Source organism: Bacteroides zhangwenhongii (assembly GCF_009193325.2).
Taxonomy (GTDB): domain Bacteria; phylum Bacteroidota; class Bacteroidia; order Bacteroidales; family Bacteroidaceae; genus Bacteroides; species Bacteroides zhangwenhongii.
The window spans coordinates 3,506,186-3,523,746 of record NZ_CP059856.1 but is presented as its reverse complement, the minus strand read 5'-3'; the positions used below and the strand labels follow the sequence as shown (position 1 = coordinate 3,523,746).

Sequence of the window (17,561 nt, the reverse complement as noted above, 5' to 3'; positions counted from 1 at the left end):
AAGTTTTCTACAGATTCTAATGACTTTACTAATCTTATATTAGAAACTTTAATATTAATGTAATGGTGAAACATTTGATTTTCTTTTTAGTCGTATTATTTAATTGTTCGTATCTGTTTGCTCAATGGAAACCGGTGGGAGAGAGAATTAAGACAGACTGGGCAAATAAGATAAACGTAGAGAACGTGTTACCCGAATACCCACGTCCTATTATGGAACGTACCGATTGGATGAACTTGAACGGATTATGGAATTATGTCATTTCTCCATTGGGGCAGGCTGTCCCACAGAAATATGATGGACAGATTTTGGTTCCTTTTGCTGTAGAATCCAGTTTGTCTGGAGTCGGAAAAATGTTGGGGGAGAAGAATGAATTATGGTATCAACGTAAATTTACTGTTCCTTCTAAGTGGAAAGGGAAGAGGGTCTTATTACATTTTGGAGCTGTTGATTGGAAAACGGATATTTGGGTGAACCAGGTTAAGGTTGGTCAACATACTGGTGGTTTCACTCCTTTCTCATTCGATATTACTCCTGCTTTGTTGAATGGAGAGAATGAATTAGTGGTGAAGGTTTGGGATCCTACAGATAAAGGTTTTCAACCTAGGGGAAAACAGGTTAGTAAACCTGGGGGAATATGGTATACGCCAGTCAGTGGTATTTGGCAGACTGTGTGGCTGGAACCTGTACCTATGCAATCTATTATAAATCTTAAAACAACCCCTAATATTGATGTGAATAAACTGACTGTAGAGATTGTAACAAATGAAAAGAATACTTCAAATAAAGTAGAAGTGAAAGTATTTGAGGGTAAGCAGTTGGTAGCCAAGGGAAGTTCAATTAATGGTATGCCTGTTGAAATTATGATGCCGGCACGTGTCAGATTATGGTCTCCGGACTCTCCTTTTTTATATGATATGGAGATTAGTTTGTTTGCAGCTAATAAGTTGGTTGATAAAGTAAAGAGTTATGCGGCTATGCGCAAATATTCTACGAAGCGAGATAGAAATGGTATTGTACGTTTGCAATTGAATAATAAGGATTTATTCCAGTTTGGTCCTTTAGATCAGGGTTGGTGGCCTGATGGCTTATATACAGCTCCTTCAGATGAAGCATTGATTTATGATATCCAGAAAACAAAAGATTTTGGATATAATATGATTCGTAAGCATATTAAAGTGGAACCAGCACGTTGGTATACACATTGCGACCGTTTGGGTATTATAGTATGGCAAGATATGCCGAGTGGTGACAAGAATCCGGAATGGCAGAATCGTAAATATTTTGAGGGAACAGAGGTAAAACGTTCTGTTGAATCAGAAGCGATGTTTCGTAAGGAATGGAAGGAAATTATTGATTGCCTTTATTCTTATCCTTGCATTGGAACGTGGGTACCTTTTAACGAAGCCTGGGGACAATTTAAGACCTCCGAGATTGCAGAATGGACAAAGCAGTATGATCCATCCCGTTTAGTGAATCCTGCCAGTGGAGGTAATCATTATGCTTGTGGTGATATGCTTGACTTACATAATTATCCGGGTCCGGAAATGTATTTGTATGATGCCCAACGTGCAACGGTACTTGGAGAATATGGGGGGATTGGGTTGGTGTTAAAGGAGCATATTTGGGAGCCGAATCGGAATTGGGGATATATTCAATTTAATACTTCTAAGGAGGCTACAGATGAATATTTGAAATATGCTGATATGCTAAAAGAGATGATTTTTCGTGGATTTTCTGCCGCTGTTTATACACAGACTACGGATGTTGAAGTAGAAGTCAACGGTTTGATGACGTATGACCGCAAAGTGATTAAATTGGAGGAGCAACGCTTGAAAAAGGTGAATATTGAAATATGTAATGTGTTGAAGTAACAGTATTTTATATAACACTTGACAAAGCTCTAAAAAAGATGTATATTTGTACTTCAAGGTTATAAATAATTGGAATAATAAACAGAAAAATAGATGAATTTGAGCTTTAAAATAGTGCAAAGATATGACAATTATGTTTCTTCTCCGTAGTGAATGCTGGGAGATGAAAGACTTTATATAGAATGGAGGCTGTAAACTTTATGGGGGTTACAGCCTTTTTTGTTGTGAAAAAATCATGAATAAAGTTGAATTCTCTATTTGATTGTTCTTAATAAACTCAGATACCGTTTATAATAAACTACTCAAAAGTTTGTTATAAACGGTATCTAAGTTTACATATTAAGTTGTAAATATATTCGTACTATCTTGCTCCGCGTTCGGGAGTATGTCTTATAAACGGTAATTATAGTATACGAATAATGAGGTAATATGAGTTAACAAGACACGACTCTCTATCCTGCCCAATTTTCTCTATCCAGATTCCGATAACTTATGGCTTCCGCCAAATGAACGGAAAGTATCTGTTCACTTCCTTCTAGATCGGCAATGGTACGTGCTACCTTCAATATCCGGTCGTAGGCGCGGGCGGAAAGATTTAGACGGTCCATTGCATTCTTTAATAAAGAGAGACCTTGTCCATCCGGTTGGGCGTATAGTGACAGCAATTTGCTATTCATTTGAGCATTGCAGTAGATTCCTGAATACTCAGTATAGCGTTTTTCTTGTATCTGACGTGCTTGGATGACACGTTCACGAATAGCGGCACTGGATTCTCCTCTCCGTTGGTCGGAGATCTTATCAAAGGGAACGGGAATTATTTCAATTTGTATATCTATCCGGTCAAGTAAGGGGCCTGAAATTTTATTCAAGTATTTCTGCACTTGTCCGGGACTGCATACACACGCTTTGGTCGGGTGATTGTAATAACCACATGGGCAAGGGTTCATGGAGGCTACCAATGTGAAGCTGGCAGGATAATCTATACTGCTTTTTACACGGGAAATGGTGATGCGCCTATCTTCCAACGGTTGTCGTAGTACTTCGAGTACGTTTCTACTAAATTCTGGCAATTCGTCAAGAAATAAGATCCCGTTGTGAGCTAAGCTTATCTCTCCAGGCTGGGGAAAACTCCCTCCTCCTACCATGGCGGTTTGTGAGATGGTGTGGTGTGGATCTCGAAAGGGGCGCTGGGTTATTAGTGATGAATTGCGGTTTAGCTTTCCAGCTACGGAGTGTATTTTGGTTGTTTCGAGACTTTCTCCTAAAGAAAGTGGAGGAAGGATGGAGGGTAATCTTTTTGCCATCATTGACTTTCCACTTCCGGGTGCACCTACCATAATCAAGTTGTGGCCACCGGCTGCTGCCACTTCGAGGGCTCTTTTCACATTCTCTTGTCCTTTTACATCGGCAAAGTCAAATTCAAAGTTACTTTGTTGGGCATAGAACTCTTCCCGAGTATTAACTATGGTTGGCGCTAATTCTCGCTCATTATTGAAAAATTGGATGACTTCTTTAATATTGCTGACACCATAAACTTTCAATTGATTGACTACGGCAGCTTCTCGGGCATTTTGTTGGGGAATGATTAATCCTTCGAAGCCATCTTCACGAGCTTTAATCGCAATAGGAAGAGCTCCCTTGATAGGTTGTATGCTTCCGTCGAGACTTAGCTCTCCCATTAATAGATAGCGGGGAAATTTTTCAGAAGATATAGTGCCGTTGGCTCCTAGAAGACCGATGGCAAGCGGTAAATCATAGGCTGAGCCTTCTTTACGAATATCTGCGGGTGCCATGTTGACTACCAGATTACTGGTCGGTATCTTATAACCGTTAACTTGGAGAGCGGAAATTATGCGTTGATGGCTTTCTTTGACCGCAGAATCCGGAAGGCCGACGAGATAGAACATACAGCCACGCGAGCTGTTGACTTCGATTGTGATGAGTGTTGCATCAATACCTTGAACAGCCGCTCCGAATACTTTGATTAACACGTTTGGTTACTGATTATTTTTTCTTTTTGTTGTCTTTCTTATCTTTTTCTTCTGCTGCGGAGACGACTTCTTCAATTTTCTTCTTTAACTCTTCTCCACTAAGATTTTTAGCCAGGATTTTTCCGTCTGCCGACAGAAGAATGTTTGCGGGAATTTGCTTGATGGTATATTGTTTGGCAATCTCTGAATTAAGTCCGCTGAAATCACAAACTTGCTCCCAATCTAACGTATCGCGTTTTATTGCGTCTTTCCATTCTTTTTTGTCCACGTCGAAGGAGACACCGAGCATACCTATATATTTACTCTTTTTGTATTTCTTATAAAGTTCCTTTAGTTCATTGTTGTTACGACGGTTGGATATACTATCTCCCCAAGAAGCCCAGAAGTTGATTAAAAGGTTTTTCTTTTTGAAGTCTTCTGATGTGCGGGTAATTTTTTCTCCTTTGGCATTAGGCAAACTAAAGAAGGGGGCATATTTCCCTATTTCGTTTTTTTCGGCTTGGGATATGGTTTCGTTCAACTTCTCAATATATAATTTATCTTGCAATATTCCTGTCATGACTTCAATTAGTTTTTTTATCTTATTGAAGTCCGGAGATTCTTTTTGGACAAAATATCTATCTAGTAAATAGAGGCTTACGAAAGATGAATGATGTTGCTGTATGAATTCTTCAGCTTTTTGTTCCACATCTTTTTCGGACGGGTTATTTAAACCGCTCAGTTCTTTTTGGAAAGCTGTAAATTCTTCATTGTATGTATTGCCATCGATGGTTAGGGCTTCCAAACTACCGGTATCTCCCTTTATTTTGATTTTATTCCCTTTATCAAGGAAAATAGGGTATTCTATCTGATTCTTAATGAGCAGAAAAGCGGAGGTAATAGTGTCTATTGGGGTTGAATAAGAGAATTTGTCGTCTTTGGTGAAAATAGTATCTATTTGGTCGCGCAATTCGTCCATACCGTATAGATAAAGTGTATCTGTTCCCAATCCTTCGATTTCTCCGGTTATGCTTACTTCCTTAGAAGACTTGCTGCAACCGAATAGACAGATGGCTATGAGGATTAAAATGCTACTCTTTTTCATTGCTTTTATTTCTTTTCTGCGAAAGTACGGTTTTTTGCAGATAAAAAAAAGAATTGCCCGTCATTTGTAATGACAGGCAATTCTTAATATTTAAAATAGAGTGGTAATTCTATTATTTAACGATGTTCATGAAATCTGCATTTGTGAAGTATTTTGCAAATTCCAAGTCTGTAGCTGCTTTCTTAGCCAATGAAGAATCTTTAGCAACTGCGCTCTTCAAGCTGCTTGTTACCATAGAAGAATTGTTAGTTCTAGCGCCTAAAACAGCCATCAAGTAGTCTGTGTAAGCATCCGGTCTTTCTACGTTAGCCAAAGTGTTTTTAGCTTTGTTGTAGTCTTTTGCCAAGATCTGAGCCAATGCGGCACTATTAGTCTTAGAGTCACCGAATGAGTTTACAGCTCTTTCATATTGACCTTGAGCGATGTACAGGTTACCCATAGATTCGCCAAGTTCTTTAGTACCGGCAGCTTTACCGAAGTAAGCTTCTGCAGTTGCTTTGTCACCCTTCATCAAAGAAACCAAACCTAAGTTCATGTTCACTTCAGGAGAAGCGTTTACGTTAGCTGCTTTCTTGAAATAAGATTCAGCTTTATCGATGTTGCCAGCTTGATAAGCTAATTTACCCAAGTTATTGTAAGCACGGTAATCGTTCGGGAATTGTTTTGTAGCTTGAGTATAGATAGCTTCTTGTTTAGCAGGATCGTTAGTCAGTGTAGCTGCGTACAGCAATTCTTCGATATTCAATTCAGAAGGATTGGAAGAAGCCAACTTAGCGATTTCTTCGTCAGACTTACCGATGATTTCGTAGTTCAAAGTCAAACGAGAACGACGCAACTGCGGAAGAATAGTGTTAGCCAATTCTTTGTATACAGCAGAGATGTTTTTGATTTCGCTTTCTCTTTGAGCAGGATCTTGGTACATTGCAATAACGCGAAGGATCAACTCTTTGTCTTGAATGTTAGACTTAGAAACCAGTTCTTGGAAACCTTCCCAGTCCTGTGCTGTATATTTTGCATCAATCGGAGCATCGATTTTTGCTTTCTTCAGGTCTTTGTTCAACATCTTAGTAGTGTTGTTCTCACGGTTTTCAGCCAGTGTAGTATTCAAGCTTACACCACCATCTGGAGAAGCGTATGCAGATACTTCGATGTTGCTGATCTTCTTGTTAGCTGCTTCGTTTACGTTAGCAACTTCTTTGTTGAATTCTTTAGCAGTCTTCAACTCGCTTGAACGGATGTTAGCTTGTTGGATCAAGAACATGATGTTGGCATCGTGCTTTTCTTTGATGATACGTTGGAAAGCGTCTTCGCCCAATGCAGGATTAGCATTACCTAAAGTATTGTTAACTAATTCTGAAGTGGAAATTACACCATCAGCTATTTTCACAGCAGGAATAGTAACTTCTTTTTTACCGATAGTAGCCTTGAATTCGAGGTATAACTCGGACTTAGCCATTTCCGGAACATAGTCAAAAGAGGTTTTCATTGTGTAGCTACCACCCATCTTATAAGAGATAGATTGGTCGTTACCTTCCACCTTTTCACCTTGGAAAGTAGCCGGTTGGCCTTTAGCTTCACCACCATTCCATTTCAATACCGGAGTAACTTCTACAACCGCTTTCTTGTTGAAATACTTTTCAGGGAATTTACCATTGATGGTAGCAGGAACTTTACCACCTACTGCTTCCAGCACTTGCGGAGTAACAGTGAAGTAATCAGCTGACAGCGGACCCATTTTTTTGCTGCAAGAAGAGAATAATGCAACAACCATTGCCATGAGTAAAGGCAAGTACAACTTCTTAGTCATTTTAGGTATAAATTAAATGTTTGTAATTGAAATATCGTCTATTCACAAATCTTCTTCTACTTTACGCAGAAAAAGTAACGCAAAGATATTAATTCTTAATATAAATATATGGATAAGGGGGCGATTTTATCATAATTTAATGAAATAATGACTCTTTTTCTTTCCGATACTTAATATTTCGGGGATGATGTTCAATTATCTCACTGCGAAGCACATTGCGGTCGATGTGGGTGTAGATTTCAGTTGTTGCGATTGATTCATGTCCGAGCATACATTGGATTGCCCGTAAATTGGCTCCGCCTTCCAGTAAATGAGTCGCAAAAGAATGGCGGAAGGTGTGCGGGCTGATGTTTTTGGTAATACCTGCTTGCTGTGCTAGTTCTTTTATCATGTGGAAAATCATAATTCGCGAGAGTCTTTTACCTCTTCGTGGGCTGATAAAAACAAAATCTTCATGTCCGCTCTTGACTTCTATCTGATTCCGGTCTGTAAAATAGAGCTTTATCTCATTAATGGCTTTGGGGGAAATCGGAACAAGACGTTGTTTGTTTCCTTTTCCTTCTACCTTGATGAACCCTTCATCAAAATAAAGGTCGGATAGTTTAAGATTGACAAGTTCCGAAACGCGGAGCCCGCAGCTATATAGGGTTTCCAGAATAGCTCTGTTCCGCTGTCCTTCGGCTTTGCTGCGGTCTACAGTGGCAATGATCCGGTCAATTTCCTCTACTGTCAGTACTTCCGGGAGTTTGAGGCCTATATTAGGGCTTTCCAACAGCTCGCTGGGATCTGCTTCCAGATAGTCTGCCATGATCAGAAAGCGGAAAAATGATTTGATACCCGACAGAATGCGTGCTTGTGAGCGTGGATGAATGCCGATGTCGTGCAGGCCTGCCGCAAAACGTTGGAGGTCAGCCAGGCATACATCCAAGATATCAATCCCTTCTAAGGTCAGGAAACTTAATAGCTTGTCTAAATCTGTAAGATAAGCTTCCAGTGTGTTAGGAGATAAGGACTTTTCCAGTTTAAGATACTGCTGATACTTTCTGATTATCAGCGCTTGTTGTTCCTTCTTCTGTTTTTTTTCGTTGATTTCCATTTCTTTTCTCTATCTTTGCACCTTGAAATATTGTTCTTTGGATACAAAGGTATAAAAAAACAGGATTGTGCGATGAAGATACAAATTATTAATGGCCCGAATATTAATCTGTTGGGTAAGCGTGAACCTTCTATTTATGGAAGCGTTACATTTGAAGATTATCTTGCTGAGCTTCGCAAAAGATATGCTGACTTGGAGATCGACTATTTTCAATCGAACATTGAGGGAGAAATGATAGACTGCATCCAGCAGGTCGGATTTGACGTGGATGGCATTATATTGAATGCCGGTGCATATACGCATACTTCTATTGCTTTGCAGGATGCAATTCGTTCTGTGACATCTCCCGTGATTGAAGTGCATATTTCTAATGTACATAGCCGTGAGGATTTCCGGCATATATCCATGATTGCTTGTGCTTGTAAAGGGGTTATTTGCGGGTTCGGATTGCACTCGTATCGTTTGGCTCTGGAGGCATTGTTAGAGAATAAATAAAGATTATAATATATAAATAGGTAGAAAGACTATGTTATTGAAACAGACTAAAATTGTAGCTTCCATTTCGGATAGACGTTGTGATGTGGATTTTATCAAACAATTATTTGATGCCGGAATGAATGTGGTGCGTATGAATACTGCGCATGCCAGCCGTGAAGGTTTTGAAGCTTTGATTGCAAATGTGCGTGCGGTGTCCAACCGTATTGCGATTCTGATGGATACTAAAGGACCGGAGGTTCGCACGACTGCTAATGCGGAACCAATTCCATATAAGATAGGGGAGAAAGTGAAAATAGTTGGTAATCCGGAACTTGAAACGACCCGCGAATGTATCGCTGTCTCTTATCCCAACTTTGTGCATGACTTGAATATCGGTGGTACCATTTTGATTGATGATGGTGATCTGGAATTGGAGGTTATTGATAAGACTGCCGATTATCTGCTTTGTGAGGTGAAAAATGAAGCTACTTTAGGAAGTCGCAAGAGTGTGAATGTGCCGGGTGTCCGTATCAATCTTCCTTCTTTGACGGAGAAAGACCGCAATAATATTCTTTATGCTATTGAAAAAGATATCGATTTTATAGCCCACTCTTTTGTGCGTAATCGTCAGGATGTGCTTGATATTCGTGAAATTCTGGATGCTCACAATAGCGATATCAGAATTATCGCTAAGATAGAGAATCAGGAGGGAGTGGATAATATCGACGAAATTCTGGAAGTGGCTGACGGTGTTATGGTCGCTCGTGGTGACTTAGGTATAGAAGTGCCTCAGGAACGTATTCCGGGTATTCAGCGTGTGTTGATTCGTAAATGTATTTTGGCTAAGAAACCGGTAATTGTTGCGACTCAGATGCTTCATACGATGATCAATAATCCTCGTCCGACTCGTGCGGAGGTTACGGATATTGCCAATGCTATCTATTATCGTACAGATGCTTTGATGTTGAGTGGGGAGACTGCTTATGGCAAGTATCCGGTAGAAGCTGTGAAAACGATGACTAAGATTGCAGCTCAGGCTGAGAAGGATAAGTTGGAGGAAAACGATATTCGCATTCCTTTGGATGAAAATAGTAATGATGTTACGGCATTTCTTGCTAAACAAGCTGTTAAGGCTACATCTAAACTGAAAATACGTGCTATCATTACGGACAGTTACAGTGGACGTACTGCTCGTAATCTGGCTGCCTTCCGTGGTAAATATCCGGTATTGGCTATATGTTATAAGGAAAAGACCATGCGTCATCTGGCTCTTTCTTATGGGGTAGAGGCAATCTATATGCCGGAATTGGCAAATGGGCAGGAATACTATTTCGCTGCTTTACGCCGTCTGTTGAAGGAAGGTCGCTTGCAACCTTCCGACATGGTAGGATATTTGAGTAGTGGTAAAGAAGGTACGCAGACTTCATTCCTCGAAATCAATGTGGTGGAAGATGCTTTGAAGCATGCGGAAGAGACTGTTTTGCCGAATAATAACCGCTATTTGTAAAAAGCTATATGCAAGAGACTGAGTCTATAGACGAATATATTTTGCAGCATATTGATCCCGAGAGTGACTATCTGAAAGCACTCTATCGGGATACGCACGTAAAATTACTCCGTCCCCGTATGGCTTCCGGGCATTTGCAAGGGCGGATGTTGAAAATGTTTGTGGAAATGATTCGGCCTCGCCAGATATTGGAAATTGGAACGTATAGCGGGTATTCCGCTCTTTGTCTGGCTGAAGGGCTTCAGAAGGGCGGAATGTTACATACGTTTGAGATAAATGATGAGCAAGAAGATTTTACTCGTCCGTGGCTTGAGGAATCACCGTTTGCGGATAAAATCCGTTTTTATATAGGTGATGCGTTGAGCCTGGTTCCCGATTTGGGGATTATTTTTGATATGGCTTTTATAGATGGAGATAAACGCAAGTATATTGAATATTACGAAATGACGCTGGCGCATCTCTCACAAGGAGGATATATCATTGCCGATAATACGTTGTGGGATGGTCATGTGTTGGAACAACCTCGTAGTGCTGATACTCAGACGATCGGGATTAAGGCATTCAATGATTTCGTAGCAAAAGATGAGCGGGTGGAGAAAGTGATATTGCCCCTGCGTGATGGGTTAACGATTATAAGAAAGAAATAAAGGAGTAGATTTATGGAAACAACTAGACAGAATAAGATATCTCGACTGTTGCAAAAAGAGCTTAGTGAGATATTTCTGCTTCAGACAAAAGCAATGCCGGGTGTTCTGGTATCTGTAAGTGCTGTTCGTATCAGCCCGGATATGAGTATAGCCCGTGTTTATCTTAGTGTCTTTCCGTCCGAGAAGGCAGAAGAAATAGTGAAGAATGTCAATGATAATATGAAGACCATTCGCTATGAGCTTGGAACCCGTGTACGCCATCAGTTACGTATTATTCCGGAGCTGAAGTTTTTTGTGGATGATTCATTGGATTATATTGAGAAGATTGATTCTTTGCTGAAATGAAATAATTTGTTGCAGAGTTGAATTTTCCTTTTTATATAGCCCGGCGTTATCTTTTTTCGAAGAAGAAACATAATGCCATTAATATCATATCCGGCATTTCTGTGTGCGGAGTAGCTCTTGCTACGCTTGCATTGGTCTGCACGCTTTCTGTTTTTAATGGATTTCAGGATATGGTAGCCGGCTTTTTTACAGCATTCGACCCGCAACTAAAAATTACTGTTCGTGAGGGGAAAGTCTTTGATGGTCAGGACAAACGGATTGGCGTAGTTTGCCTGCTTCCTGAAGTAGATATATTTACAGAAACTCTCGAAGAGAATGCGATGGTACAATATAAAGACCGTCAAGCTATGGTTGTTCTAAAGGGGGTAGAGGATAATTTTGAAGAATTGACAGCCATCGATAGTATTCTCTATGGAGCCGGTGATTTTCTTCTTCATGATTCTATTGTGAATTACGGTGTGATGGGGGTAGAGTTGGTGGCAACCTTGGGTACGGGACTTCAATTTGTTGATCCTCTTCAAGTGTATTTACCCAAACGGAATGCTAAAGTAAATATGGCAAATCCGAGTGCTTCCTTTAATCGTGATTATCTTTATTCTCCCGGAGTTGTCTTCGTTGTTAATCAGCAGGAATATGACGGAAAGTATATTCTTACCTCTCTTGATTTTCTTCGTCAACTGCTGGATTATACAACAGAGGTTTCCGCTATAGAATTGAAATTGAAGCCTGGTGCAAATGTTTCATCTGTACAAGCCAAAATTGAGAAAATACTAGGTAATGATTTTATCGTTCAGAACCGCTATCAGCAGCAAGCGGATGTTTTCCGTATCATGGAGATCGAGAAATTGATCTCTTATTTATTCCTTACTTTTATCTTGATGATTGCTTGCTTCAATGTAATCGGTTCTCTTTCTATGTTGATTTTGGACAAGAAGGATGATGTTGTAACATTACGTAGCTTAGGAGCGGATGATAAACTGATCTCTCGTATCTTTTTATTCGAAGGTCGTCTTATTTCTCTTTTCGGTGCCGTTTCCGGGATTGCTTTAGGGTTGCTTTTGTGTTTCATCCAGCAGGAATTCGGGATTATCTCATTAGGTGGTGGAGGTGGTACTTTTGTTGTGGATGCCTATCCTGTGAGTGTTCACGCTTGGGATGTGTTACTTATCTTTGTGACAGTTCTAACGGTCGGCTTTCTTTCTGTATGGTATCCGGTGCGATATTTGAGTAAAAGACTTTTGTAATATTTATTGTATATACTTTTCTATAATTGATAACTTTTAATTCGGTTTTTATTTTTATATTTCCTAATATACTACTATATTTGGCACAATTTTGTTAATTAGAAGTAATCTGTAAAACACTTCCGTGAAACTTGAAAGTAATGACATAGACAGAATTGTAAACAGTGATGAAGCGGCTTTTTGCCGCTTTATGGAACATTATTCCTCACGTTTATACCACTATGTTTATGCTTTGATTGGTCAAAAGGAGCCATCTGAAGAGGTTGTAAGTGATGTTTTCTTTGAAGTTTGGAAAAATAGAAGAACTTTGGCTGGCATAGAAAATATGAATGCTTGGATACAAACAATAACCTATCGGAAGGCTCTTTCTTATCTGAGAAAAGAAAAGGGAAAGGCAGACTTATTGCTTGATGATATAGGAGATTTTATATTTGCCCCAATCCAATCTCCGGATGAGGCTATGATTAGCAGAGAAGAAATGGAGAAAATAAACAATGCTATTCAACAGTTACCACCGAAATGTAAACATGTTTTTTTCTTGGCGAAAATAGAAGGCCTACCTTATAAAGATATTGCGGCATTATTAGATATATCCGTGAAGACTATAAATAATCATATAGCTTTTGCATTGGAAGAAATTGCTAAGAAACTAAATATTCGCTTTTGAGAATAATATTTTTATTCTTGCCTTATTTGTTTGATTATCAATAGCCTATTCGTGAAACAAATCTGTCTTATATATTTTTTTTACATGAAATGAGAAAAAAGTTCATTTTTAACTAGGAGATTCTTTTTTTAATTGCGTCTTTAATTATAGAACAACATTAAAAAAGATTATGAACTTGAAAGAATACTTTCGCCTTGCAAATTTATTTGGTAAGTTGAATTCTCAGGAAAAACTTGAGGATGATTTTACCACTATGCCTGAAGGTGAGACGTTGAGGTTCTTTTGGGAAAGCTGCGAACAAGAGAAAATTGATGCTTCTTCCATTATAGAGAGAACTCGTATGAAAATACAAAAAAGCGAAAAGAAGCGCAAACGGAACTATTTGTTAATAACTTCCGCTTCTATTGCTGCTTCTATTCTAGTTTGTATATCAACTATTTATTTTATGAATCTAGAAACTGCAGTTGATTTAGACTTACAAGCTATTGCGGAAGGTCTAGACAGCCAGACTGTTGATGAAGTAACTCTGATAACTGCTAAAGAACAATTGAACTTAGATGAAGATGCCTTTATTAAGTATTCAAAGGAAGGAAAAGTTGCGGTTAATTCTCAGGTTATTAAAGAAGAAAAGGTAAAAGATGAACAAGAATATAATCAGTTGATTGTTCCCTCAGGTAAGAGGGCTAGAATAGAGTTGTCAGATGGGACTCGTCTAGTGGTAAACTCCCAGTCTAAAGTTGTTTATCCTCGTCGTTTTAAAGGTGACATTCGTAAGATATATACTCAAGGGGAAGTTTTTCTAGAGGTTGCTCATGATAAGAAACGTCCTTTTATTGTTGAATCTGAGGATTTTAAATTACGGGTACTTGGTACAAAGTTTAATATTTCCAATTATCGGGGAAGTGCGACCAATATTGTATTGGTAGAAGGATCAGTAGAAGTAACTGATAAGAATGAGAAGAAGGCACAATTGGCTCCACATGATTTATTGAATATAGCAGATGGTTCAATTGTCTGTCAGAAGCAAGTGGATGTAGCTGAATATATTAGTTGGATAGATGGAATTATGCTGTTGAATGGCAATACTTTATCGCAGATTATTCAGAAGCTAAGCATTTATTATGGTGTATCCATACAATGTGATCCATTGGTAGGTAGTGAGAAGGTCTATGGAAAACTAGATTTGAAAGATGATATAGATGAGGTGATTGAATGTATTCAGCAAACATTGCCATTTACGATAGAAAAAAGAGATACTAGTATATACTTGAATAAATAATAATTTTTTAATTAATCTTTTAAATATGCTTGCCTATGAAGAACAGATTATCATCATGACACAAAAAATCGGATAAATATTGCCGTATTTACCCGATAGTAATTCCTTAGTTAAATCAATAAATCCCAAATTGTTAACCTAAAAAGAAATTTTTATGGTAAAGAAAAGTATTTTTTTACACTTAAAAAAAAGACTTAAGCTTTTTTGCATTATAAACGTCTTTTTTATGATTCCTAGTTCTTCGTTCGGTACTAATTCTATCCGATGGAATTCCGAAGAAGATTTGTTCTCGGTACAATATGAGAATACCACAGTTAAAGATATCTTAGATTATATCGAAAAACATAGTAAGTACATTTTTATTTATTCAGCGAATGTTCAAAAAAATCTGAATAATAAAGTCTCCATTTCAGTTTCCAATAAGAAAATAGATGCTGTGTTGAAAGAATTGTTTTCAGAGACAGGGCTGAATTATAAGATGTCGGGAAGGCAAATTACGATTTCGGTCCCAGAAGCTCCTAAAGTGCAGCAAACTACACAGCAAAAGGGTATTAAGGTAACAGGTAACGTATCAGATGAAAAAGGGGAGCCGCTAATTGGTGTAACAATCATTTTGAAGAATGATTCTACAGTACATTCATTGACAGACATGAATGGTAATTATAGCATTATGGTTCCTACGAGAAAGTCAGTACTTTCTTTCCGTTATATTGGCTTTGTGCCTAAAGAAGAAATTGTTGATAACCGGAAAGTTGTTAACGTGCAGATGGTAGAGGATGTAGGTCAGTTGGATGAGGTCGTGGTTGTTGCTTACGGTGCACAAAAGAAAGAGTCGGTAGTCGGTTCTATTACTACGTTGGCGCCTGAGAAATTGAAAGTATCTACAAGCCGTTCATTGAGTAATAATTTGGCCGGTGTTGTTTCAGGTGTACTTGCGGTACAGCGCTCCGGTGAGCCGGGCTATGATAACTCCACCTTTTGGATTCGTGGTATCAGTACATTTGGAAAAGCCGGTGGGGATCCTTTGGTCCTGGTGGATGGAATTGAACGTGATTTGAATAATATTGATCCGGAGGAGATTGAATCTTTTTCTGTATTGAAGGATGCTGCTGCAAGTGCTGTCTACGGTGTTCGCGGTGCTAATGGCGTAGTGCTTATTAATACGAAACGCGGGCAGGTCGGTAAGCCGCGTGTTGTAGTAAAGAGTGAGTTCTCATTTACTCAACCGGTTAGATTGCCTGAATATATTGGAGCAGCTGATTATATGCAAGTATTGGATGATGCTCTGATTGATACTGGACAGTCTCCTATGTATGCTGATAGAATTGCAAAGACTCGTTCAGGATATGACCCTGATTTATATCCGGATGTTGATTGGATTGATGTAATCTCTAAAGATAATGCATCTAATCAGCGAGTGAGTGTTGATATCTCAGGAGGTACAGAGCGTCTGCGCTATTCGTTTGTTGCGGCTGTGTTCAATGAGCAAGGTATCTTGCAACGAGATAAGAAGCAAGAATGGGATCCTTCGATCAAGTTACAGCGATATAATGTTCGTTCAAATGTTGATTTAAAACTTTCTCCGACCACTCAATTACGTTTTAACATTGGTGGTTATTTGCAGGACCGTAATTCTACTACTCAGGATGTTAGCTTGATTTTTAGTCGTGCATTCCGAGCTGTTCCTTTTACCTTTCCTGCGCAGTATTCTTCAGGAGAAATGGCTGGAACGGAAGAAGGTAATGTTTGGGCAATGGCTACTCAAAGTGGTTATCAACGTACTAGTGCGAGTAAAATTGAAACATTATTTTCATTGGAACAGGACTTGAAATTTATAACACCGGGTTTAAAAGTTAAAGGTGTATTTTCTTTTGACCGTTATTCAAGCGGTACAGTGAAACGTTCAAAAACACCGGAATATTATAATGCTGCTACATCTCGAAATGAAGAGGGAGAACTTGTTTTGACAAAAAAGCAAAACGGTAGTAATTTTTTGGGTTATGATAAATCTGCTGATTATGGGAATAAGAGTGTGTATATGGAGGCAAGTCTGATGTATGATCATACATTTGCAGAGAAACATGCAGTTTCTGGTTTGCTTTTATTTAATCGCCGTAATTATGATAAAGGTGAAAAGTTACCATATCGTACTCAAGGATTGGCTGGACGTGCTTCTTACACTTACGGTGGAAAATATATAGCTGAATTTAATTTTGGTTATAATGGTTCTGAAAATTTTGCAAAAGGTAAGCGATACGGTTTTTTCCCATCAGGGGCAATTGGCTGGATTGTATCTGAAGAATCATTTATGCAACCAATGAGAAATATTATTTCAAAGTTGAAGTTGCGTGCTTCTTATGGACAAACAGGTAACGCAAACTTGTCAGGACGTCGTTTTGCTTATCTTTCTACTATATTGGATGATTATGCGACTTTGAAACTGTATAAATGGGGAGTAGAGTCTGGATATTCAAAAAATGGTATGGCAGAAGGAGAATTTGCAGTTCCTGATTTAACATGGGAAATTGTAAATAAAGCCAATATCGGTTTAGAATTAGGTTTATTGAAAGGTCTGGTTGACTTACAGGTTGATGTTTTCGAGGAACGGCGTCATAACATTTTTATGGAACGTGCTTCGGTTCCGGCAACAGCCGGCTTTATTAAAAAGCCGTGGAGTAATTATGGTAAAGTAACTAACCGTGGTGTTGAATTGTCATTGAATGTCAACAAACAGTTTAATAAGAACTTATATATAAGTTTAATGGGTACTTTTACTTATGCTCATAATGAAATAATAGAGAAAGATGAACCTCAGGCTGTAATTGGTACAAATAGAGCTGAAACGGGGCACCCGGTCAATCAGTTGTTCGGATATGTGGCTGATAGGCTTTTTACTGAAGATGATTTTGCAGATGTGGCAACAGGAACATTAAAAGAAGGAATTCCAGTGCAAAGCTTTACTGCTAAGGTACGACCGGGTGATATCAAATATGTAGATGTGAATAAGGATGGAGCGATTGATGCATTCGACCAATCACCGATAGGAGGTACAGTTGATCCCGAGATTGTATATGGTTTTGGACTGAATATGAAATGGAAAGATCTTGATTTTGGTGTATTGTTCCAAGGAATTGGAAGAAGTTGGAATATTCTTTCAGGAAACATTATACCGGCTTCTAACAAAGGTACTACTTATAATATATTCACTAATTATAATGATCGTTGGACTGTAGATAATCCTAGCCAGGATGTCTTTTATCCTCGTTTGGATTATGGAACTAACTCAAACAATAGTCAGCCTTCTACATGGTGGTTGCGAAATATGAGCTTTATGCGTCTGAAAAATATTGAATTAGGATATTCATTTCCCAAAAAATGGATGCAGAATATATTTATTTCTGGTGCGCGTGTCTTTGTCAGAGGTACTAATTTGTTGACTTTCTCGAATTTTAAATTATGGGATCCTGAAGTAAAAGATAAAACGGGTGCTGCTTATCCTGTAATGAAATCATTATCTGCAGGTTTTGAAATCAGATTCTAAAG

General features: G+C 38.7%; 13 protein-coding genes. 9 read left to right on the top strand and 4 right to left on the bottom strand.

Annotation, left to right across the window (positions count from 1 at the left end; genetic code table 11):
* The first annotated feature begins 62 nt into the window (after nucleotides 1-62).
* Complete coding sequence (locus tag GD630_RS14170; RefSeq protein ID WP_143866256.1) at nucleotides 63-1,874, top strand: glycoside hydrolase family 2 protein; 1,812 nt, start codon at nucleotides 63-65, stop codon at nucleotides 1,872-1,874.
* A 452-nt stretch (nucleotides 1,875-2,326) separates the two neighbouring features.
* Here GD630_RS14170 and GD630_RS14165 read toward each other — a convergent pair whose 3' ends face one another.
* From GD630_RS14165 to xerD, 4 genes are all read right to left on the bottom strand, one after another.
* Nucleotides 2,327-3,865 (bottom strand): YifB family Mg chelatase-like AAA ATPase, encoded by a 1,539-nt coding sequence (locus GD630_RS14165; RefSeq protein ID WP_143866254.1) that lies wholly within the window; start codon nucleotides 3,863-3,865, stop codon nucleotides 2,327-2,329.
* Between the two features lie 13 nt (nucleotides 3,866-3,878).
* Nucleotides 3,879-4,949 carry a DUF4369 domain-containing protein gene (locus tag GD630_RS14160; RefSeq protein WP_143866252.1) on the bottom strand — a complete coding sequence of 357 codons (1,071 nt, stop codon included), beginning with the start codon at nucleotides 4,947-4,949 and terminating at the stop codon, nucleotides 3,879-3,881.
* Between the two features lie 112 nt (nucleotides 4,950-5,061).
* Nucleotides 5,062-6,756 (bottom strand): tetratricopeptide repeat protein, encoded by a 1,695-nt coding sequence (locus GD630_RS14155; RefSeq protein WP_182505623.1) that lies wholly within the window; start codon nucleotides 6,754-6,756, stop codon nucleotides 5,062-5,064.
* Nucleotides 6,757-6,892: 136 nt separating this feature from the next.
* The gene (xerD, locus tag GD630_RS14150; protein ID WP_143866250.1) at nucleotides 6,893-7,852 is read right to left on the bottom strand and encodes a site-specific tyrosine recombinase XerD; all 960 of its coding nucleotides are present in this window, start codon (nucleotides 7,850-7,852) and stop codon (nucleotides 6,893-6,895) included.
* Between the two features lie 72 nt (nucleotides 7,853-7,924).
* On the opposite strand from xerD, the gene aroQ reads away from it, so the two are divergent.
* From aroQ to GD630_RS14110, 8 genes are all read left to right on the top strand, one after another.
* On the top strand, nucleotides 7,925-8,347 hold the full coding sequence (aroQ, locus tag GD630_RS14145; RefSeq protein ID WP_143866248.1) for a type II 3-dehydroquinate dehydratase: 423 nt from the start codon (nucleotides 7,925-7,927) through the stop codon (nucleotides 8,345-8,347).
* A gap of 31 nt (nucleotides 8,348-8,378) precedes the next feature.
* Entirely contained in the window at nucleotides 8,379-9,836 is a 1,458-nt protein-coding gene (gene pyk / locus GD630_RS14140; RefSeq protein ID WP_007762152.1) for a pyruvate kinase, read from the top strand.
* 8 nt (nucleotides 9,837-9,844) lie between these two features.
* Nucleotides 9,845-10,483, top strand: coding sequence for an O-methyltransferase (locus GD630_RS14135; protein ID WP_143866246.1), 639 nt, complete (start codon nucleotides 9,845-9,847; stop codon nucleotides 10,481-10,483).
* Between the two features lie 12 nt (nucleotides 10,484-10,495).
* Nucleotides 10,496-10,828, top strand: coding sequence for a 30S ribosome-binding factor RbfA (gene rbfA / locus GD630_RS14130; RefSeq protein WP_007747761.1), 333 nt, complete (start codon nucleotides 10,496-10,498; stop codon nucleotides 10,826-10,828).
* A gap of 17 nt (nucleotides 10,829-10,845) precedes the next feature.
* Entirely contained in the window at nucleotides 10,846-12,072 is a 1,227-nt protein-coding gene (locus GD630_RS14125; protein WP_143866244.1) for an FtsX-like permease family protein, read from the top strand.
* A gap of 124 nt (nucleotides 12,073-12,196) precedes the next feature.
* Entirely contained in the window at nucleotides 12,197-12,739 is a 543-nt protein-coding gene (locus tag GD630_RS14120) for an RNA polymerase sigma factor (RefSeq protein WP_007762125.1), read from the top strand.
* A gap of 169 nt (nucleotides 12,740-12,908) precedes the next feature.
* Nucleotides 12,909-14,018 carry a FecR family protein gene (locus tag GD630_RS14115; protein WP_143866242.1) on the top strand — a complete coding sequence of 370 codons (1,110 nt, stop codon included), beginning with the start codon at nucleotides 12,909-12,911 and terminating at the stop codon, nucleotides 14,016-14,018.
* A gap of 154 nt (nucleotides 14,019-14,172) precedes the next feature.
* Nucleotides 14,173-17,559, top strand: a complete 3,387-nt coding sequence (locus GD630_RS14110) for a TonB-dependent receptor (protein WP_143866240.1) — start codon at nucleotides 14,173-14,175, stop codon at nucleotides 17,557-17,559.
* Nucleotides 17,560-17,561: the final 2 nt, after the last annotated feature.

Bases quoted from the DNA above. Each gene is read 5' to 3' on its own strand.
- GD630_RS14170 (WP_143866256.1), top strand. From the start codon at position 63: ATGGTGAAACATTTGATTTTCTTTTTAGTCGTATTATTTAATTGTTCG.
- GD630_RS14160 (WP_143866252.1), bottom strand. From the start codon at position 4,949: ATGAAAAAGAGTAGCATTTTAATCCTCATAGCCATCTGTCTATTCGGT.
- GD630_RS14155 (WP_182505623.1), bottom strand. From the start codon at position 6,756: ATGACTAAGAAGTTGTACTTGCCTTTACTCATGGCAATGGTTGTTGCA.
- xerD (WP_143866250.1), bottom strand. From the start codon at position 7,852: ATGGAAATCAACGAAAAAAAACAGAAGAAGGAACAACAAGCGCTGATA.
- aroQ (WP_143866248.1), top strand. From the start codon at position 7,925: ATGAAGATACAAATTATTAATGGCCCGAATATTAATCTGTTGGGTAAG.
- pyk (WP_007762152.1), top strand. From the start codon at position 8,379: ATGTTATTGAAACAGACTAAAATTGTAGCTTCCATTTCGGATAGACGT.
- GD630_RS14135 (WP_143866246.1), top strand. From the start codon at position 9,845: ATGCAAGAGACTGAGTCTATAGACGAATATATTTTGCAGCATATTGAT.
- rbfA (WP_007747761.1), top strand. From the start codon at position 10,496: ATGGAAACAACTAGACAGAATAAGATATCTCGACTGTTGCAAAAAGAG.
- GD630_RS14115 (WP_143866242.1), top strand. From the start codon at position 12,909: ATGAACTTGAAAGAATACTTTCGCCTTGCAAATTTATTTGGTAAGTTG.
- GD630_RS14110 (WP_143866240.1), top strand. From the start codon at position 14,173: ATGGTAAAGAAAAGTATTTTTTTACACTTAAAAAAAAGACTTAAGCTT.